Annotated in this window: 12 protein-coding genes and 1 pseudogene; 9 read left to right on the top strand and 4 right to left on the bottom strand. The window is 62.1% G+C overall.

All coding sequences use genetic code 11. The features are described 5' to 3' along the window. The first annotated feature begins 104 nt into the window (after nucleotides 1-104). Entirely contained in the window at nucleotides 105-1,400 is a 1,296-nt protein-coding gene (locus DLM46_RS34610) for an MFS transporter (RefSeq protein WP_115108673.1), read from the top strand. Between the two features lie 335 nt (nucleotides 1,401-1,735). Here the strand turns inward: DLM46_RS34610 and DLM46_RS34600 are convergent, their stop codons facing one another. Next, nucleotides 1,736-2,320: a DUF1003 domain-containing protein gene (locus DLM46_RS34600; RefSeq protein WP_115108634.1), complete on the bottom strand. Its 585-nt coding sequence runs from the start codon at nucleotides 2,318-2,320 to the stop codon at nucleotides 1,736-1,738. A gap of 254 nt (nucleotides 2,321-2,574) precedes the next feature. Between DLM46_RS34600 and DLM46_RS34595 the strand changes: the two are divergent. From DLM46_RS34595 to DLM46_RS34565, 5 genes and pseudogenes are all read left to right on the top strand, one after another. After that, a pseudogene (locus tag DLM46_RS34595) lies at nucleotides 2,575-2,829 on the top strand (Crp/Fnr family transcriptional regulator); the annotation flags it as partial. Nucleotides 2,830-3,710: 881 nt separating this feature from the next. Further along, on the top strand, nucleotides 3,711-3,983 hold the full coding sequence (locus DLM46_RS34580; protein ID WP_165848126.1) for a hypothetical protein: 273 nt from the start codon (nucleotides 3,711-3,713) through the stop codon (nucleotides 3,981-3,983). 39 nt (nucleotides 3,984-4,022) lie between these two features. Next, the gene (locus tag DLM46_RS34575; protein ID WP_115108625.1) at nucleotides 4,023-4,241 is read left to right on the top strand and encodes a hypothetical protein; all 219 of its coding nucleotides are present in this window, start codon (nucleotides 4,023-4,025) and stop codon (nucleotides 4,239-4,241) included. Between the two features lie 42 nt (nucleotides 4,242-4,283). After that, nucleotides 4,284-4,529: a C40 family peptidase gene (locus tag DLM46_RS34570; RefSeq protein WP_115108622.1), complete on the top strand. Its 246-nt coding sequence runs from the start codon at nucleotides 4,284-4,286 to the stop codon at nucleotides 4,527-4,529. Between the two features lie 66 nt (nucleotides 4,530-4,595). Further along, nucleotides 4,596-4,793 carry a hypothetical protein gene (locus DLM46_RS34565; RefSeq protein ID WP_133300427.1) on the top strand — a complete coding sequence of 66 codons (198 nt, stop codon included), beginning with the start codon at nucleotides 4,596-4,598 and terminating at the stop codon, nucleotides 4,791-4,793. A 292-nt stretch (nucleotides 4,794-5,085) separates the two neighbouring features. Here the strand turns inward: DLM46_RS34565 and DLM46_RS39725 are convergent, their stop codons facing one another. Both DLM46_RS39725 and DLM46_RS34560 read right to left on the bottom strand, forming a co-directional pair. Continuing rightward, the gene (locus DLM46_RS39725) at nucleotides 5,086-5,256 is read right to left on the bottom strand and encodes a hypothetical protein (protein WP_165848125.1); all 171 of its coding nucleotides are present in this window, start codon (nucleotides 5,254-5,256) and stop codon (nucleotides 5,086-5,088) included. Between the two features lie 930 nt (nucleotides 5,257-6,186). Further along, on the bottom strand, nucleotides 6,187-6,492 hold the full coding sequence (locus DLM46_RS34560; RefSeq protein ID WP_115108617.1) for a hypothetical protein: 306 nt from the start codon (nucleotides 6,490-6,492) through the stop codon (nucleotides 6,187-6,189). Between DLM46_RS34560 and DLM46_RS34555 the strand changes: the two genes are divergently transcribed. Continuing rightward, nucleotides 6,491-6,706, top strand: coding sequence for a glycine zipper 2TM domain-containing protein (locus tag DLM46_RS34555; protein WP_115108614.1), 216 nt, complete (start codon nucleotides 6,491-6,493; stop codon nucleotides 6,704-6,706). The two genes, DLM46_RS34560 and DLM46_RS34555, sit on opposite strands and share 2 nt — an antisense overlap. 297 nt (nucleotides 6,707-7,003) lie before the next feature. After that, nucleotides 7,004-15,652, top strand: coding sequence for a glycoside hydrolase family 94 protein (locus tag DLM46_RS34550; protein WP_244306488.1), 8,649 nt, complete (start codon nucleotides 7,004-7,006; stop codon nucleotides 15,650-15,652). A gap of 69 nt (nucleotides 15,653-15,721) precedes the next feature. On the opposite strand, the gene DLM46_RS34545 is transcribed toward DLM46_RS34550, so the two are convergent. Continuing rightward, entirely contained in the window at nucleotides 15,722-17,704 is a 1,983-nt protein-coding gene (locus DLM46_RS34545; RefSeq protein ID WP_115108610.1) for an AI-2E family transporter, read from the bottom strand. A 725-nt stretch (nucleotides 17,705-18,429) separates the two neighbouring features. Between DLM46_RS34545 and DLM46_RS34540 the strand changes: the two genes are divergently transcribed. After that, nucleotides 18,430-18,864, top strand: a complete 435-nt coding sequence (locus DLM46_RS34540; RefSeq protein WP_115108671.1) for a carboxypeptidase-like regulatory domain-containing protein — start codon at nucleotides 18,430-18,432, stop codon at nucleotides 18,862-18,864. The last annotated feature ends 781 nt before the right edge of the window (nucleotides 18,865-19,645 follow it).

The following is a 19,645-nucleotide window of genomic DNA, read 5'->3' as shown; positions in this document are numbered from 1 at the left end:
GCACGCTATACAAAAACATAACGCCCGGACGAGCGAACACGTTACGGGCGGATTCAACGGAGACTGGCATGACCTATGAATCGCAAGCCGAATTGCAAGCCGAATTGCAAGCTGACTTGCAAGCCCGTGTGGTTTGCAAGCTGACCTGGCGTATTTTGCCGTTCGTGATGCTGCTTTACTTTGTCAGCTTTCTCGACCGCGTCAATGTCGGCTTTGCAGCCATGACGATGAACAAGGACCTCGGCCTCTCGCCGACCATGTTCGGACTGGGTGGCGGCATCTTCTTTCTCGGTTACTTCCTGTTCGAGGTGCCGTCGAATCTCATTCTGAACAAGGTGGGTGCGCGCCTCTGGATTGCGCGCGTGATGGTGACGTGGGGGCTGGTTTCCGCGGCCTCGGCGTTCGTCGTCGGGCCGAACTCGTTCTACACGCTGCGCTTTCTGCTCGGTGTCGCCGAGGCCGGTTTCTTCCCTGGCATCATCCTTTATCTCAGCCAGTGGTTCCCGGCCCGGCAGCGGGCGGTTGCCGCTGCCGCATTCATGGCGGCAGCGCCTTTGTCGACCGCGATCGGTTCGCCGATTTCAGGCGCCATCATGCAGATGCCTGCCTTGTTCGGATTGAAGGACTGGCAGTGGCTCTTCATCATCGAAGCGATTCCGGCGGTGGTGCTCGGACTGGTGGTTTTGAAGGCGCTCACGGACTCGCCCGCCAAGGCAACGTGGCTCGCCGCCGATGAGAAAGCGTGGCTGATCGCAACCTTGCGCGACGAACGCCTCGGGCGCGAGTCGCAGGCAGGTCACGCAGCGGGCGCGCTGGCCGCACTGCGCGATCCGCGCGTCTGGGTCATGTCGATGATTTACTTCGGGACTTCGGCGGGCCTTTACACATTAGGCCTATGGGCGCCGCTGATTATTCGCCAGTTCGGCTTTAGCGCGTTCGGCACGGGCGCGTTGAACGCGATTCCGAGCGTGCTGGCCGTGATCGGCATGGTGCTGTGGGCCCGCCATTCCGACCGCAGCGGCGAGCGTACGTGGCATGTGGTCATTCCGTGCGTTGCGGCAGGTATCGGGCTCGCATGGGCGGGTTTTGCCGACACCGCGGTTGCGGTGGTGCTGGCTCTGGTGGTCGTGAACGTCGGCATCAGCGCGGCGAAGGCGCCGCTTTGGGCCATGCCGAGCACGTTTCTTTCGGGTGCAGGCGCGGCTGCGGGCATCGCCATGATCAACTCGATCGGCAATCTTGGCGGGTTCGTCGGTCCGTTTGCGATTGGCTGGCTGAAATCCGTCACAGGCGGATACGCTGCCGGACTTTACGTGGTGGCCGCGAGTCTTGCCGTGTCAGCCGTGCTCGCTTTGGCTATTGGCCGGCGCGGATATCGGACTGCGCCGGCGGCGCAATGAGTACGGCGTGAGCGCGGCGGCCTTCTGAGTGAAGACGTGGTTGACTCCCGCAAAAGGGTCCAGGCCGAAATCGGCGGATTGTTCAACAGGGGTCGTGTTCACTGAATGTTCCCGAATTGACCCGGCACACGCGTCCAAGGGATTTCGGAGACGAGTGTCTCGCTAAAGACCTGCAGGTCGGGCGACGCAGTGTGCTTATGTTGCATCGCAACAATGAACACGGTATATCTTCCCCGCCGGATGTACAGCGATTCCGTAAATAGATCGGTCGGAGGAAACGGCAGGCCGTCGCCATGGATGTCGGGCCGCGTCATTCGCAATTCGATCCCGTCGTTTCACGCAGCAGGCGACCCAGATGCCGTGTCGCTCGACGTCCTGCTGGACACGAGCAGGCTCTTCAGCACCTCCATCTGCTCCTTCTGGATGTTCAGCAATTCAGTCCATTGCTGCTCGCGCAACCCGTCCATCTTTTCATGGAGCAACATGATCTCGAGTTCGGCCTTCAGATTGATTTCGTAATCGTGTTCGGCGGACACCCGGTCCTTGTATGACTGTCGGTTCTGGGCCATCAGGATAATGGGTGCCTGGATGGCCGCCAGCATCGAGAGAAACAGGTTGAGCAAGATGTAAGGGTAGGGATCAAAAGTCTCGCTGTACCGCGCCAGAATCAGCGAATTCAGGCCAACCCAGACAACCATGATGACGATAAAGCACGTGATGAATATCCACGACCCGCCGAAGGCTGCAACGGCATCTGCTGCGCGCTGGCCTCGCGTCGTCGCTGCATCCAGTTCTTTCGCGGAGTTTCTTGCTATGTGCTTTCGTTCCGCAATGAGACGTGCAACATTCTTCGCACGCTCGTCCAATGATTCATAGGGTACGCCAAAGAATTTTTCGGCAAGCTCCGCAGGTTTATGCATTTTGCCCTCCGCGCGATCGCGCAATCAGAACGGAATGGTATGCCTTCAATAGGGATACCTGTGCGACGGCAGGACATCGCGGGCAACTAGTCTCGGCGCAACGGAAGTCGGTCAACCGGCGACAGCGACTTTGCGCCGCCTCGTTGTTCATGCACCGGGGGCTATGACAACGTCGCGAAAGAGTCCACGATACCTCTACTGAACAGATGGTGGGGGCTGAAGATGCGACTGATCGTGGTGGCCCCGTGCAACGCCTGTTGCTGAGTATCGATCGCCTGTCAACGAACGAGTTGAAGATGACACAGGAACTGATTGCCAACATGCTTGGCGTGCGCAGATCCGGTGTCACTGAAGCCGCATTGAAGCTGCAGAACGCCGGATTGATCCGCTACAGTCATGGCCACATCGAGGTGCTTGACCGGCCAGGTCTCGAGCGGCATGTCTGCGAATGCTACGCCGTGGTAAAGCGGGAATTCGACTGCCTGTTGCCGGATTTGAAGACGCTGTGACCGAGACGTAAAAGCGCCGCGGGTCATCTCGCTGACCACCGGGCGGTGGCCTTGCCTGGTATCGACGTGCGCTCGATTTCATCGAATACCTTAAGCAGTCGGGTCACGCGCCTCGTTCCATCAGGAAGCAGATCCTGATGCGTCAATAGTGACGTAACACGGCGCCGCCAGTACGATAGTGCGAACGGATTTCCGTGCACAAGTAACGGAATGACCTGTTCGAGGTGCGTCAGGTCTTTTTCGAATTGGTCGCGCGACATCAGGATCCTTGCAGAGGTGATTCGGCGTCACGGATCAAGTATGTGCCGGCCGGACTGGCATGTCTGCACGCTACCGTACAGGGATTGGGGCGAGCTGAACTTTTTTGCTCGAGCCACGGATGGCGTCGTGAACGAAATCATGCACAGAGTGGGGAGGCGAAATGATCGGATCGATGCCACAATTCGATTTGCTGCTTCGGTCATTCGCGATTGAGCCAAAAGAAAAACAAGAGCGACAATGACCTGAACAACGATGGCCAACAGAACGAGCACCGCAAAAAGTACTGCTTGCGTTGTCACCGCGTTGTCCGTGAAGAGCTCCGCAGCCAGTCCGTACAGACGCCATGCTTCGCAGCCTGAGGCGATCGCGCAACTATCAGGAGCGGTCTATTTCGTTCGAAGAGGCTCATGCTGCGATTTCTCGAAACAACTCGTTGGAGACATATATGCAGCCTTGCGATGCTTGCCTCGGACTGGTTGGAAAGCCATCCAGCGTGCCGCCTCACGGTGACCTCGCCGCTTCAGGTGCCAGTGCATTCGGTCCGCCTGGCAAGATGACTAAGGTCAGCAACAACTGGAACTGCACGGTCTGCGGAAACTGGATGTACCAAAACACGGCGAATGGAGATCCGCCGAACGAATGGGTTATTGGCGAACGACCGGAAAAATGACCGTTATGCACTTGCGTACAAAGCGTTGACCCTTGATGCAACGCCGGATCTTTTCGCTCGGACGGTTCTTCGCTCGGGCGCGGATTATTCACTGCCCAGCGGGGGCAGGGATGTAGGCGAGACGCACGAATCCGGTAGCCGCGGCCAGTTCGCCATTGATGCCGAAGCAATCGCCTTCGCGCACCAGTGGGCGATCGACTGGATCGACGAGAACCGGGATTGATGCCCATATGCCGCTTCCTCGAAGCAGCGGGAGACTTCCATGCAGTTCGACTACAAGGCGTTTCAAATCGATTGCCGGGCTCGGCGCACTGAAGACGGTCATTACTTCGCGCGGGCCAGAATTATGCGGGCGCCGACGGGCGATGAGCGCAGCGAAACGCATGACTCGGGCGACATCGATTCGTTCGTTGATGAGGACGACGCGATTTCCTGTGCGAAGGCATGGGCCATCGAGTGGTGTGACGAAAACTGGGACTGAACCGAGCGCGGCCGTTCCGCGCATATAGCGATGGGGACTGACATGCCGCGTGAGCTTAAGACTGAGCATGAGCTGATTGAGATCGCGACAAAAGCACTCGAAGCCAACGCAGACACGATCGGGTGGAGTCCCACGGGCATCGAGGAGCACGCTGAAGACTCGGAGGGATGCAACTGGAACATCAATGAACTGTATGGCGACAGCAAAGATCCAGATGCGAAGGAAATCGTCATGTCGGCGGCTGAGGAGATCATCAATGAACTGCGCAAGCAATACAATTTGAAGTAGTTTCATGGAGTGTCCCCCCGAGCTTCGGCAACCTCCGAAGCGTCGGAATCGATGAAGGAGACAGTCATGGCAGACGAACTCAGTCCCAAGGCGATTGAAGCGCTGCGCGAACTCGATAGTCGTTCTCCCGGCAAGCGGCCGCTCATGTTGGAGTGGGACATCGAGAGCGAACTCAGGCAGCGCGACTTTATCGAAGAGGTGCCGAACGGCGGATGGCAGATCTCTGCGCGCGGTCGGGAGTATGTGCGTAACCTGAACGCTTGAGTCGCTCACGATACGCTCCGACCTTCCACCCTCCGGGGACGACGTCTCTGACGACGGAGAATGCTATGGCGGACTGCACTGTTATTGAAGAAAGCGGCTACGTTGGGCATTGCACGGTGTTTGAGTCGGCTCCTGGCCAGTGGGAGGCATGGCTAGCGTTGCATTCGCCACTCCGTCATGGCGCAGAGCCCCCCGACGTCAAGGTCCGCATAAGCAGTATCGAGCCGGCTGGCCAGCCGATGAACGGCTGGCCAGTACGCCCGCAGCTCTTGTCGCATATGTAAAGATACGATCACATACGCTTTCCCCCCATATCGGCTGTGGTCGGGAATCGCCATTTCTTCGCACCCGAATCGATGCGAGCATCGGCCTGCTTGCGCTGTTCTTCCCGCGCTTGTTCCGCAATGCGCAGGTCCGCTGGCTTGTCTTTCTGAAAATGATCGAAAACTTGATTGCGGTACATGATTGACTCCTGTTATGGATGGACATATCCGGCTGGCCACCCGCCCGTCGGCTTCTGTTCCTTGAAATTACAATCTCAATCTGGCGTTTTCAGAAAACGCGTTGCACCGTCGCGTCAGCATGGGTAGGTGGCGTTGGTGACGCAGCAACCCAGGCGGGATGGTCCGCGACAACACCATTGCCAATACAGGACCCAGGGTGGAGCGATAGCACGGCTCGAGCACTACCGGGTCGGCGCAGAATCGCCAGAGACAGTGACGGATTCAAACGGTCAGCCATCGAACCAGGAGTCAGGATTGACGCGCCGGTGCGTTCCCCTGGTTTTTCATGACGATGTGCATCGCGCGCAGCTAAAGCGAATCCGGATGACGTTCATGGACCCGCGCCGCTTCAACACATTTCATCGCGATTCCGGCTTTTACGGAACACGGAATTGCGAGCGATTGTTTTTTCGCGCCCTGCCCATGCCTGCCGAGTTATCGCGTACTGCAGCGCGACCGGAATAAGGATGTTCCGAATCTGCACGGACTCGACGATGATGCAGCATTCGGCACTCTTGCTTCCGATCTCGTCCCGCAAGCGCGTATCTGCTGTTCCTGGGGCAGGGCGGCGCACGGCCTGTATCGGGGACCCGATTAGCCAGATAAAGGCTCACCTGTTCTCCAACGGCCAGAGCCGCCAGCGCGAAGGCCGCATAAAGAAATAGCGTGATCGGATTCATGGTGGTTGGCCGATCTCAGCGGCGGCAGCCGCCGCTGATGTAAGCAATCGACGATGACCATTCCTGTGCTCAGATCGTCTCGAGCCCATCGAAACGGGGAAAGTCAAGGCGGATGGGGACATCGTGCACGCGATGGAGAGAGAAGTCGGTACGGTGCCGTACCCCGCGCTGGGCCGGCCTCCTGGGTCGGCTCTACCGTTTCTACCAGACTCAGTCGCGACGCAGGGGCAGTGTGATCGTGGTGCGGGTCGACCAGGTAATTTTCGCCGCGTCATCAGCGAGCGGGTGCGATTGTTCATATCGATCGACGGGGACCTGACGCAGCGCGCTGCAGGCGTCTTCCCGAAAGTTGCGCTGCTTCGCATGAGTCGATCCGGTGTACGCTGGCGGACCGATTTTGATTTCCCTTTCAGATAGCATGGTACCGGCTGCGGCACACGATAAGGCTCTGCTTCGCGCGGCGCTATCGGGCCGGCCGTGCCGGATCGCCTCATTGGCGAACAGGAGAATCAACATGAGAACCATGCACGCATTTTTCATCAAGACGGCAATCCTGATCGTCGTGATTGGCATGATGGGTTGTGGTGATATGTCCCGGCGAGGCACGGATACCGTGATCGGTGCAGGGGTCGGGGGCGTCGCAGGCGCTGTTCTGACCGGCGGGAGCGCCTTGGGCACGGTCGGCGGAGCTGCCGTCGGCGGTGTGGTTGGGAACCAGGTCGGGAAATAGATGCGCTTTACGCCAATCGGTAACCGCTCATTTCGACCACGCACGCTGGTCATCGAATCCTCGCCGGCATCGCGGCCGTTCCCTTGTCGTGCCGATACCGTAGACACTCGCCCCGGACGGCATCGGCCGTACATCTGGTTCATTTGATAAAAAAATATTGGGCGGGACGTACGTCGCTACGACGTATGCATTGAACGGTGGCTGTCAAAAGCGACGTTGACGCACCTATCCGTTTACCCCGTAGCGCCATCGGGCCCTTACGCCCGCATGCTGTCCATCCTCTGGAAGAAGAACCAATTGAAAATTTCTTTTGCGCGAGTTCTGCGGGACCGTGCTTCGCAGTCGCCATGGAACAACGTCGAACCTGTTCGCGACGAACTCTTCGGCGAAGAACGACTTGCGCAACATGCACGCAGCCTCGCAAGCGCACAGAAGATCTCTTCCAGAGCGTTTGCCGGACCGTCGCTGGCAGTGAGACTGAAGGACAACGCGCGCCACCTGTTGCTGGCCTACCAGGCGATAGTGGCTGCCGTCGCACACGAAGAAGCGATCACGCCGGCGGCCGAGTGGCTGCTGGACAACTACTATCTGGTCGAAGAGCAGATTCGTGAAATCCGCGATGACCTGCCTCCCAGTTACTACCGGCAATTGCCCAAGCTCAGCGAGGGACCGTTCGCTGGCTATCCGCGCGTGTTAGGTCTGGCGTGGGCCTTCGTCGCGCATACCGACAGCCGCTTCGATCCCGACCTGCTATGCCGGTTCGTGCACGCATACCAGACGGTGCAACCGCTGACGATCGGTGAACTATGGGCCGTTGCGATCACGCTGCGGATTGTCCTCATCGAGAATCTGCGTCGTCTGGCGGACCAGATCGACCGTGGACGGACTGCGCGTCTCGACGCCGACTCGATGGCCGACCGCATTCTGGGCGTGGGCGGACGTACGCCCGAGCCGGACACATTGCTCGTCGAGCGCTACGGACGAGAGGCTTTGCCAGACACCTTTGCCGTGCAGCTGATTCAGCGGCTCCACGACCAGGACCCGGAGGTCACGCCCGCAGTCAGGTGGTTGCGCGAGCGCCTCGCAGCACAGGGCACCACCGTGGACCGGATCGTGTCCGCCGTGCACCAGCAGCAGGGCGCGGCCAGCCTGACCGTGCGCAATGTGATCACCAGCATGCGTTTGATATCGGATGTGGACTGGACCGAACTGTTCGAGCGCACCAGTCCGGTAGACGAGGTGCTGCGCACCCATCACGTATTCGCGGAGATGGATTTTTCGACGCGCAATCTGTACCGCAGCGCCATTGAAGCGCTTGCGCGTGGCTCGCCGGCAAGCGAACTCGACATCGCGCGGCGTGCCATTGCCGCCGCAGAGGCCGCCGCCAAAAAGAGCGATGCCATGAACGGTGACACGGCGGGCAGCGCGGCTGCCCGCCGTGAGACTGATCCGGGCTATCACCTGCTGGCGGGTGGACGTCGCGCGCTCGAACGGGCGATCGGCTATCGCCTGCCGCCTTCGGTATGGCTGCGCCGCTTCACGCGCCGTGCCGGCCTTGGCGGCTACGTCGGCCGCATTCTTCTGCTAGCCGCGCTTATGCTGGGTGGGGCGCTGGCGTTGCTGGCCGGGTTCGTGCCTGGCCCGGGCTGGTTGGTATGGCTGACCATCGCCGGGCTGCTGCCCGTCATTGACGCTGCGGTGGCGGTCGTCAATCGCAGTGTCATGCGGGATGTCGGCGCTCTCGTGCTACCGGGTCTCGCGCTGCGCAACGGCATCCCCGCAAGCCTGCGCACCGTGGTGGCCATACCCACGCTGCTGACGACGCCTGCCGCACTGGCGGAGCAGATCGAGCGGCTGGAAATCCATCACCTCGCGAGCCCCGACGGGGAGCTCTACTATGTCCTGCTGTCCGATTGGACCGATTCAACGACCGCGCAAGCCGATGATGACGAAGGGCTGCTTGCGGCTGCGGCAGCAGGGATCGCGCGGCTGAACCGTCTTTATCCGGGGGCTCCAGAAGGCGAACGCTTCCTGCTGCTGCATCGGCGGCGCTCGTGGAACGGCGAAGAGGGGCAATGGATGGGTTGGGAGCGCAAGCGCGGCAAATTACACGAGCTGAACCGGCTGCTGCGGGGCGCGTCCGATACATCTTTTCTCTCCATCGATGGACGGCCGCTAGCCGTACCGCCGCAGGTGCGCTATGTGATTACGCTCGATGCGGACACACGCTTGCCGCGCGACACGGCGCGCCGGCTGATCGGCAAGATGGCGCATCCGCTCAATCGGCCTGTTTTCGATCATGCCAGTCAGCGCATCGTCGAGGGTTACGGCATCCTGCAGCCGCGCGTTACACCGTCGTTGCCAATTGGCCCGGAGGGGTCGCTGTTCCAGCGCGTCTCGTCAAGCCCGAGCGGGATTGATCCGTACATGGCAGCGGTATCGGATGTCTATCAGGACCTGTTCGACGAAGGATCGTACGCGGGCAAGGGTATCTACGATGTGGATGCTTTCGAGACCGCGATGGCCGCACGGGTGCCCGACAACACGATGCTCAGTCACGATCTGTTCGAAGGCATTTTCGCGCGGGCCGGGTTGGCCTCGGATATCGAAGTGGTTGAGGAATTTCCGGCCCGCTATGACGTCTCCGCAGCCCGCCAGCATCGTTGGGCGCGTGGCGACTGGCAGCTGCTGCCGTGGCTGACGGGGCTTCGTGGCGGTCGCGGCCTCGCGTTGCCGCCAACCGGCCGCTGGAAGATGCTCGACAACCTGCGCCGCACGCTCTCGGCACCAGCGGCATTCGTCGCGCTGCTGGCAGGCTGGAGCTTGCTGTTGCCGGCATCGCTGGTATGGACGGGCTTCGTGGTCGCGACGATCGCGTTGCCGGTGCTGCTCCCCACCCTGAGCGCACTCGTGCCGCGCTGGAAACGCGCGCACGTGAAAATGACTGCGCGAAGCCTGTTCGGCGTCTGGCTGGTCGACCTGCGGCTCGCGCTCGCGCGGATCGGCTTGTCGATCATATTTTTGGCGCAGCAGACGTGGTCGATGGGCGACGCGATCGGAAGGACCCTGTTCCGCCTCTTCGTCAGTCACCAGCACCTGCTCGAATGGACCACGGCGGCCGAGGCAGGCGCGCGCGCGCGGCTCACGCTGGCCGGCACCTGTATCCGAATGCATGGCGGCATCGTGCTTGCGCTGTTCGCCGGGATCGCGAGCGCGGCAGTAGCAAGGGCGTATGGCAGCCATGGCGCGTGGGTTGCGGTTCCATTCGTTTTCGCGTGGCTCGCGTCTCCTGCCGTCGCGTACTGGTCGAGTCTCTCGCCGCGGCCGGCCGGCGATCTCGCCGTCACTCCCGACGACGCGCAGCAACTGCGGCTCCATGCGCGCCGCACGTGGCGCTATTTCGAAACATTCGTCACGGCAGACGACCAGATGCTGCCGCCGGACAATTTCCAGGAAGATCCGCGTCCGGTCGTGGCGCATCGTACGTCGCCAACCAATCTGGGGCTCTACCTGCTCGCGACGGTCAGTGCCCGCGAGTTCGGCTGGGTCGGCATGCTGGACACCGTCACGCGCCTGGAGGCGACACTGGCCACCATGCAGCGCTTGCCGCGCTACCGCGGACACTTCTACAACTGGTACGACACCCAGGACCTGCGGCCTCTGGACCCGAAATATGTCTCGTCCGTCGATAGCGGCAACCTCGCCGGCCATCTGATCGCCCTGGGGAATGCTTGCCGCACATGGGCGGGCCAGCCGCCCGACGCGGACCGGTCAGTGGCGTTCGCGGGAATTCGCGACAGCCTCGCGTTGCTGTGCGACGCCGTGCGTCAGTGCTCCGGTGATCGCACACGGTCGGGCATGCAGGGCGAGTTCGAGCAGGCAGTGGCCGCGCTGACGGTTGCCCTCGACGGCGATGAACCCGTCGCGCCGGCCGACCCGTCGGCGTGGTCCGCCGTCGCGCTACTCGCCGCCACGGTCGCCGATATTGCGCGTGCGCTCGTCGATGAGATCCGCGGTGGCCAGGACGAGCAGGGCGGCGACGCGCTGTTCTGGGTCGACGCACTTGAGCTCGCGATCCACAGTCACCGCCGTGATGCCGAGTGCGACCACGACGTTTCACGTGCACTGGGCGAGCGCCTGATCACCTTGACCGATACGGCCCTGCAGATGGCCGACGCGATGGAGTTCAGGTTTCTGCTCGATCCAGTACGCAATCTGTTGTCGATCGGCTATGCCGTTGCGGATGGCCGGCTCGATCCGGGCAGCTATGACCTGTTGGCGTCGGAAGCCAGGCTGGCGAGCTTCGTCGCGATCGCCAAAGGCGATATTCCCGCGCGCCACTGGTTCCGGCTGGGCCGCGTCGCCATGCCGGTCGCGGGAGGCGCTGCGTTGGTTTCATGGTCCGGTTCGATGTTCGAATACCTGATGCCTTCGCTCGTGATGCGCGCGCCGGCCGGCAGCCTGATCGCGCGGACCAACGGCCTCGCCGTGCGCCGGCAGATCAGCTACGGCGCGACGCTCGGTTTGCCGTGGGGAATCTCCGAATCCGCCTACAACGCGCGAGATCTTGAGTTTACCTATCAATATTCGAGCTTCGGCATTCCTGACCTCGGACTCAAGCGCGGCCTCGGCCACAATGCCGTCATCGCCCCGTATGCCACCGCGCTCGCCGCGATGGTCACGCCTTCGGCCGCGGCGCGCAACTTCGAGCGGCTGAGCGCCGCCGGCGCAAGAGGGCGCTTCGGCTTTTATGAGGCACTGGACTATACGCGCGCCCGCCTTCCCGAAGGCCAGCAGGTGGCGATCGTGCGCGCCTTCATGGCACATCATCAGGGCATGTCGATCGTCTCGATCGCTAACGCACTGCTGGGCGGGCGGATTCGCACATTCTTTCATGCGGAGCCATCGGTTCAGGCCACCGAGCTTCTGCTGCAGGAACGCATGCCGGGCCGGGTGGCTGTTGCCCATGCGCGTGTTGACGAGGACAGGAGCGCCGGCCGGATGCGCGACATCGAACCCGCTGTCGCGCGGCGCCTGCTGTCGGCCGGCGATGCTGCGCCGGCCACTCATCTGCTGAGCAACGGGCGCTACGCGGTGATGCTGACGGCGGCCGGTTCTGGGTATAGCCGCTGGAACGATCTGGCGATCACGCGCTGGCGCGAGGACGCGACGTGCGACGACTGGGGCAGCTACCTGTACCTGCGCGATGTCGAGAACGGCGACGTATGGTCAGCCGCCTGGCAGCCCACGGGGGTGGCGCCGGACAGTTACGCCGTGACTTTCACGGAAGACCGCGCGGAGTTCATTCGCCGCGATGGCATGCTGACCACCACGCTCGACGTGATGGTCTCCGCAGAAGACGATGCGGAGGTGCGGCGGGTGTCGGTGGCCAATGCGGGCTCGCGTCCACGCACTATCGAGTTCACCTCCTACGCGGAAATCGTGCTGGCGACGCCGGCAGCCGATGAGGCGCATCCAGCGTTTTGCAAGCTGTTCGTAGAGACCGAGTATCTGCCTGAGCTGGGCGCCATTCTTGCGACGCGTCGGCGGCGCGCGCCGGACGAGCCCGAGATCTGGGCCGCACATCTTTCGGTAGTGGAAGGGGACGCGCTGGGGGCGATCGAAGTCGAAACGGACCGGGCCCGCTTCATCGGCCGCGGACGCAGTGTCCGTTCGCCCGCGAGTCTGACGGATGAACGGCCGATGACCCACTCGGCGGGCGTCGTACTCGACGCCGCATTCGCGATGCGCCGGCGTCTGCGGATTGCGCCGGGGGAGACTGCCAGCATCGCTTTCTGGACCATTGTCGCGGATTCCCGGGCGCAACTGCTGGATCTCGTGGACAAACATCGCGACGGCGCTGCGTTCGGGCGCGCGTCGATGCTCTGCTGGACGCAGGCGCAGGTGCAGTTGCGGCATACCGGCGTGAGTCTCGACGAGGCCGGTCTATTCCAGCGGATGGCCGGGTATCTGCTGTATAGCGATCCGTCGATGCGGCCGGGCTCCGCCGCGTTGACGCGCGGCTCGGCTGCAGCGTACGCATCCGGTGGCGCGGGCGCCGCGCCGCTGTGGGCGCACGGCGTGTCGGGCGATCTGCCGATCCTGCTGGTGCGGATCGACGACATCGAACACATGGCGCTGGTGCGCCAACTGGTGCAAGCGCACGAGTACTGGCGCATGAAGCGTCTGGCCGTCGATCTGGTCATCCTGAACGAGCGCGCGTCGTCGTATGTGCAGGATCTGCAGATCGCGCTCGAAACGTTGGTGCGCCCAGGGCAGTCCCGGCCGCAGGCAGGCGGTGCCGCTCGCGGCAACATCTTCGTTTTGCGCACCGACATGATGTCGAGCGAAGCGCGGGCGCTCTTTCCGGTTGCCGCGCGCGCGGTGCTGGCTGCGCGAAATGGCCGCTTGCTGGATCAACTCAGACGGCTGGCGAGCGCACCGACGACCGTCACGCCGCGGATCAGGCGATTGCCCGCGGCGATACCGGCAAAGTCCGCTTCGCTCAGCGCCGAGCTTGAATTCTTCAACGGCCTCGGGGGCTTTGCGAACGATGGCCGCGAATACGTGACTGTGCTGGGGCCCGGCCAGTGCACGCCGATGCCATGGGTCAACGTCATCGCGAATCCGGTTTTCGGCTTCCAGGTTTCGGCAGAAGGCAGCGGCTACACCTGGGCGTCGAATAGCCGTGAGCAGCAGTTGACGCCGTGGTCGAACGATCCGGTGAGCGACCCGACCGGAGAAGCGTTTTACGTTCGTGACGAAGACACCGGCGCGTTGTGGGGACCGCAGGCTAGCCCCGTGCGCGACAACTCCGCAGGCGCGGCACCCTATATCGCGCGGCACGGCCAGGGCTACAGTCGCTTTACCCATACCGCTGACGAGGTGGCGCTCGAACTGCTGCAGTTCGTTGCGCTCGACGACCCCATCAAGATTTCCCGCCTGACGATCCGCAACCTGTCCGCCCGTACCAGACGGCTTTCGGTCACGGCTTACGTCGAGTGGGTGCTGGGTGCGTCGCGTAGCGCGGCAGCGCCTCATATCGTCAGCGCGATCGATGCGGCCACAGGAGCCATGTTTGCCAGCAACGGCTGGAACCAGGCTTACCGCGGCAATGTGGCCTTTGCCGATCTGGCCGGGAAACAGACCGCCTGGACCGCCGACCGGCGTGAATTCATCGGTCGAAACGGGAACTTGAGCGATCCTGCGGCGCTTGCCACCCTGTTTGAATCCTCACCGCTGTCGGGGAAGGTGGGGGCGGGACTCGATCCGTGCGCGGCCCTGCAAACCGCAATCGCGCTGGAGCCCGGCGGCATGGCCGAGGTTGTGTTCCTGCTAGGCGAAGCCGCCGAACCCGAAGCTGCACGGCAATTGATCTCCCGCTATCGCAACGCCGACCTCGACGCGGCGCTGGGAGCCGTGACTGCGTTCTGGGAAGGGACGTTCGGATCCATTCAGGTCACCACGCCGGACCGCGCGATGGACCTGATGCTCAACCGGTGGCTGCTGTATCAGACGCTCGTCTGCCGTATGTGGGCGCGAGCCGGTTTCTATCAGGCGAGCGGCGCTTACGGCTTTCGCGATCAGTTGCAGGACGCCATGGCGCTTGCCGTGGCGCACCCGGCGCTGACGCGCGAACACCTGCTGCGGGCGGCCGCCCGCCAGTTCCCCGAAGGCGACGTCCAGCACTGGTGGCTGCCAAAAGGAGGCGAGGGCGTGCGCACGCGCATTTCAGACGACCGGGCATGGCTTGCCTACGCCGTGGCGCAGTACGTTGAAGTGACCGGCGACGGGGCGATTCTCGATGTGTCCCTGCCGTTTCTGGAAGGTCCACTGCTAGCGGCCGGCGAGCATGACGCCTACTTCGTGCCGACCGTTTCGGAGAGCACCGCCACGCTGTTCGATCATTGCGCGTGTGCGCTGGAGCAAAGCCTCGGGCTGTTCGGCGCGCACGGCTTGCCGCTGATCGGCACCGGTGACTGGAACGACGGTATGAATCGGGTCGGCGAGGCGGGACGTGGCGAGAGTGTCTGGCTCGGATGGTTTCTGTACGCCACGCTGTTGGCTTTCGCGCCGCTGGCGCGCGCGAGAGATGACGGCGAGCGCGCGGACCGTTGGCTCGCACGCGCTGAAGCGCTGCGGATCGCACTCGAGAGCTCGGGATGGGATGGCGAATGGTACCGGCGCGGCTATTTCGACGACGGCCACCCCTTAGGAGCGGCTGCCAACGACGAATGCTCGATCGATTCGATCGCCCAGTCGTGGAGCGTGTTATCAGGTGCAGCGGGTGCAGAGCGGGCTGAACGCGCCATGTCGGCACTGGACGCAAAGCTGATACGCCGTGAAGACGGCCTGGCCTTGCTGTTCACGCCGCCGTTCGACCATACACCGCTCGATCCGGGTTATGTAAAGGGCTATCCGCCGGGGATTCGTGAAAATGGCGGCCAATACACGCACGCCGCCCTGTGGTCCGTGCTTGCCTTTGCACAAATCGGGGATGGCGATCGCGCCGCGGACCTGTTCGCGCTGCTCAATCCGGTCAATCGCAGCCGAACACGAAGCGGAGTGAACCGTTACAAGGTGGAACCCTATGTCGTCGCCGCCGACGTTTATTCGGTGCCGCCGCACGTCGGGCGCGGCGGATGGACGTGGTACACGGGCTCGGCCGGATGGATGTTTCGCGCCGGCATCGAAGGGGTGCTCGGCATCCGGAAGCGAGGCAATGCGCTTTCGATCCGGCCGTGTGTGCCGAAGGCGTGGCCTGGTTTCACTGCCGTGTTCCGATATGGCGCGACCCGATACGACATTGCGGTTCGAAATCCGCATGGCGTCAACCGCGGTGTGCGCGAACTTGTCGTGGATGGGGTGTTGCTCGAGCAGGGCCGCACAGAGTTGCGGCTGATGGACGATGGCGCAAGTCATAGCGTGACGGTTACCTTGGGGTAGCCGCAGTTTTCGTGCGGCAGCCTGCGCTGCAAATGCAAGCACCCATGCGCCCTTGTCACCGCATGCCCCTTACGCCGCAACGCCGTCAAGTTGCGGCTCAGGGCCGCTCGCGCTTGCCGTGCCGGTCGGGACAAGGCATGCGTTAACCATATCCCGGACCGAAGTGGCATAGTGATCGGCGCCGATTGCACTCTGGAGATCTTCGCTCCACTGATCGGTATCGCCTGCCGGCCAGAGGCCGACGACGATCAACGCGTCTGGCAAGCGTTGCCGCACGCGTCGCAAAAGGTGACGCAGGTGGGACGGGATTCCATTGATGCCTAGATAAAAAATGCACACCATTGTCACCGCGGTGACGTCCAGACCGTCGATCCGGACGCGCGAGGCCGCGTCATGGTTGAGCACCCGGCAATCGAGGTCGTGCTTGCCGAGAAGCTGGACGAGAATGGCCGATGCCAACTCGTCGAGCGGTCCCCGGCCTGCTATGCAAAGGACCTGATTTTCAGCGCGCCGAACCGGTGGAGCTTCGATGCTGGGCGCAGATGCATGCGGAGCCGGTTGGTACGATACCTTTTGTCCGGCAGCAGATGGCGCCAGCGCGCCCCAGTTGGCCGCCGCTGCGGCGGGAGCCGGATCAGTGTCCGCGAAGCCATCCAGACCCTCGATGAGGTCGTTCACTGTGGTCTCGATTCGCGCCAGTTGTGCCGGCGTTACGCCGCCGCGCAAGACATCGTCGGCCGCAAGCTGCAACCCCTTGAGGGCGACTTCATCGTAATAGGAGGAGAGCGGCCGGTCGCGAAGCAGTATCCCGGCTTGCTCTATGGCGTCATCCGGGTCGCCGGCGAGCGCTCGCTGGTAAAAGTTTTCGACTGGAGTCAGCGCGGGCTGGTCGCCAAGCAGCACGTCGAGAAATTCGAGCCGCGTAACGTGGCGACCGAGGACCAGCAGGCAAAGGGTCAGCGGAGTGGACAGGATGAGCCCGATTGGCCCCCATATCCAGCTCCAGAAAATCGCAGCTACGACGACCGAAAACGGGGAAAGGCCGGTGCTATGGCCGTACAGCAGTGGCTCGACGGCCTGACCGACCAGCAGCTCGACGGTCAGGAAAAGCACCAGTGACCAGATCGCCATCGACCACTCCGGACTGACGGCTGCGGCGAGCGCGGTAGCCAGAATGGCGGAGATCCAGATTCCGACGTAGGGGACAAGACGCAACAGCGCGGCCAGAATCCCCCACAGCACCGGGCTGGGTACGCCAATGATGAACAGCCCGGTCCCGATAACGACGCCCACGCCTGCGTTTACGCCGAGTTGCGAAACGAAATACCGGCTGAGGCGCCGCGCGGCCTCGTCCATTGCGGTGGTGGTCCGATGCAGATCTCTCGAGCCAAACAACCGGATAGCCCGATCCCGAAGATCATCGCGCTGCAACAGAATGACGATGGTGACGATAAATACGATGAAGGCCGTCTCGAGCGGACTAACGACGGGAGACAGTATGCGCCGTGCAAGCTGGAATGGTGTCTGGGCTGGCTCGCGCACCTCGACCGGAAGCGCCACGGGCGGTTGGGCGCCAGACGAGGATGAAGCAGATTCGCGTATCGCTTTCGGCTGGTCAACGGGTGCCCGTTGAAGCGCCTGGCCAGCGGCACCCGCCAGCCTGTTCAATTTTCCAACCGTGAGTCCATGCACGGCAGCGATCTTTTTGTCGATACTCGCCTGATAGCGGGGGATGCCAACAGCGAGATCCGTGATCTGGGCGGCGATCACCCCCCCAAGCAGGACGATCACCGAGACCGACATCGTCACCGCAAGGAAGACCGAGGCCGCATGGCCAAGTTTGATGCGGCCGAGAAGATTGGCCAGGGGAGCGACCAGGAAGCTGAGCAGAATCGCCAGCGTGACCGGGATCAGGATCTCGCGCGCAAAATAGAGGGCAGCGACGACCGTGACGCCGACGGCAAGCGTAATCAAACCCTGCACGCTTGGCGTTTCAGGAGGCTTGATGCGCGCCGCTGGCCTCGTGGGGCGCGATTCCGTGAAATCGAACATGACGGCTAATGCCCGGGCTATCGTCCATTCTGGTGGGTGGTTACGGACCGGTGCAGATGCGTCCCGCGCCGGCCGAAAAACGCGAAGAGGATCACCTGGATCGCGACGATGTCGTTTCACCCATTCGCCAACGGCACGAGCCGCCAGCATGAACACGGCATACGTTGCTCGCAATCTGGATTGAAGTCGGTACGGTGCCGTACCCGGCTTCGGACAGTCACCCTTCTGGTGAGCGCAGCGGCGGCCGGACCTGCCGCCGATTGGCCCAATGCATTACCACCTGCCCCCCGCGTCCTTACTGGCTTTGCGCACCGTCACTTATTGCACTGAAAACGAGTGGTTCCCCGTTAGCACTCCCCACGCCAATTCGAGTACGGCACCGTACCGACTGCCACCACGATCGCGCGCAGCCTGTCTCTCAGGATGACGACTCTCCCATTCTGAGCTGTTCGGCACGAGCTTCGGGCACAGCGATCATCCTCAATTGCTTGCAACGAGTGCCGCTGCCTCCAGGTTGGGGCAGCTGCCAGGACTCTGAACGGGTTCTCGCAAATGTGACGTATCGACTCGATCCAGGCAAGGGTCATTGCCGCGTGCGCGACGGAGCTGTAAGCAGAGCATGACGTGCGCCCTCGCGCACGACACGTCGACGGTTCAAATATTCGTGCTTGTGGAACAAGCCAACAGGTTCACCTACGGGTTTGATGCATTGAGTGGAGTTCGACATGAAAAAAAGTGAGGCGTTGCTCTTGCAGTTAATTGTGGTTTTGGGCGCCACGCTCAGTGGGGAGATCGCGGTTGCAGCTGACGAGAGTCTTCCGCCGACGCAGCGTGCGGGGGAGGTGACATATTTATCCGGTGGTATCGGGATCGATCAGGCGCGGGCCATCAAAGATGTCATGCGCGACTACTCTCTGGTGCTCACATTCGTTGGTACGACGCAAAACGGAAACGAATATCTGTCCGACGTGCCGGTCACTATTGCGGATGTGAACGGAAACACGGTTTTGGACACGAAGTCGGATGGCCCGTTTATGCTGGCGTCTCTTCCCAAAGGGCGTTACACGATCACCGCCAGCTACAAGGGAAAAACGGAACAACGCACGGTGAATATTTCGACCTCACAGCACGCGCGCCAAGTGTTCACTTGGGTCATGTAGGTGCGGCGACTCGACTGGGATAGTGGAATGGGGCGTCACGATCCCCCTGGATTCTCGTACTGCCTTGCTGTACAAAAAAGGTCGCTCATCGAAGGGTTGATGGCGGCCTGAACGCACGTCTGGAGAGCCGCTGTCGGCCTTGAAAACAATTATGCTGCCAGTGCAACAAATCTGTTTGTACGGTAGTGGGCGCTCTCATCGGTCAGATTTAAGCGCCACCTCAATCCCTCCACCGCATAGGCGACGGCGGCATATTGCCCGTGGCGCGAGATGGCGCACAAGTCTCTCGCGGAGTCACTCCTTCCCGGCGGCACCAGAGATCCGCTTAACGTGCGGTGCGGTGAGTCTATCGAAGCAGTTCAGAGTGACGATGATAAGAAGCAGGGCTAATACGACAAGCTGCCCAACCAGGAAAACCGGCACTGCAAATATGGCCCACAGCACCAATTTGAGCATCTGGCCTCCCTGGGTTGTGCGATAGGTCGACGGAAGCTGGCGGCGACCTTAGCGGCTCGTTCTGAGGGCTTGCTGTCAACCCTCGAAAGCATCATATCGCGACCCGTCAGATCTGTTTGTACGGTAGTGGACGCAGGCCGCTGACGGGCTGGGAGACGCGCCAGGTGCAGCGCTGACACCCAGAGACAATGAGGCCCGCAAAGCTGAGGGTTGAGCGCGAAGTCGAATTTGGCGGTGACGATTGTGACCGGCTGGTTGCGTCAGTGCTGTCGTGCGTAGAAGGAACCAGGATGACTCGCCCACCCGATGGAACAGGAACAGGGGT

It is taken from the genome of Paraburkholderia lacunae (assembly GCF_003353175.1).
GTDB lineage: Bacteria > Pseudomonadota > Gammaproteobacteria > Burkholderiales > Burkholderiaceae > Paraburkholderia > Paraburkholderia lacunae.
Note: the sequence above shows the minus strand (reverse complement) of the source record. Positions and strands in the feature narration are given on the sequence as shown.

What these genes read in the sequence shown, in the direction of transcription:
- DLM46_RS34575 (WP_115108625.1), top strand. Translation starts at nt 4,023, where the DNA reads ATGCAGTTCGACTACAAGGCGTTTCAAATCGATTGCCGGGCTCGGCGC.
- DLM46_RS39725 (WP_165848125.1), bottom strand. Translation starts at nt 5,256, where the DNA reads ATGTACCGCAATCAAGTTTTCGATCATTTTCAGAAAGACAAGCCAGCG.
- DLM46_RS34565 (WP_133300427.1), top strand. Translation starts at nt 4,596, where the DNA reads ATGGCAGACGAACTCAGTCCCAAGGCGATTGAAGCGCTGCGCGAACTC.
- DLM46_RS34560 (WP_115108617.1), bottom strand. Translation starts at nt 6,492, where the DNA reads ATGTTGATTCTCCTGTTCGCCAATGAGGCGATCCGGCACGGCCGGCCC.
- DLM46_RS34545 (WP_115108610.1), bottom strand. Translation starts at nt 17,704, where the DNA reads ATGTTCGATTTCACGGAATCGCGCCCCACGAGGCCAGCGGCGCGCATC.
- DLM46_RS34570 (WP_115108622.1), top strand. Translation starts at nt 4,284, where the DNA reads ATGCCGCGTGAGCTTAAGACTGAGCATGAGCTGATTGAGATCGCGACA.
- DLM46_RS34555 (WP_115108614.1), top strand. Translation starts at nt 6,491, where the DNA reads ATGAGAACCATGCACGCATTTTTCATCAAGACGGCAATCCTGATCGTC.
- DLM46_RS34540 (WP_115108671.1), top strand. Translation starts at nt 18,430, where the DNA reads ATGAAAAAAAGTGAGGCGTTGCTCTTGCAGTTAATTGTGGTTTTGGGC.
- DLM46_RS34580 (WP_165848126.1), top strand. Translation starts at nt 3,711, where the DNA reads ATGGAGATCCGCCGAACGAATGGGTTATTGGCGAACGACCGGAAAAAT.
- DLM46_RS34600 (WP_115108634.1), bottom strand. Translation starts at nt 2,320, where the DNA reads ATGCATAAACCTGCGGAGCTTGCCGAAAAATTCTTTGGCGTACCCTAT.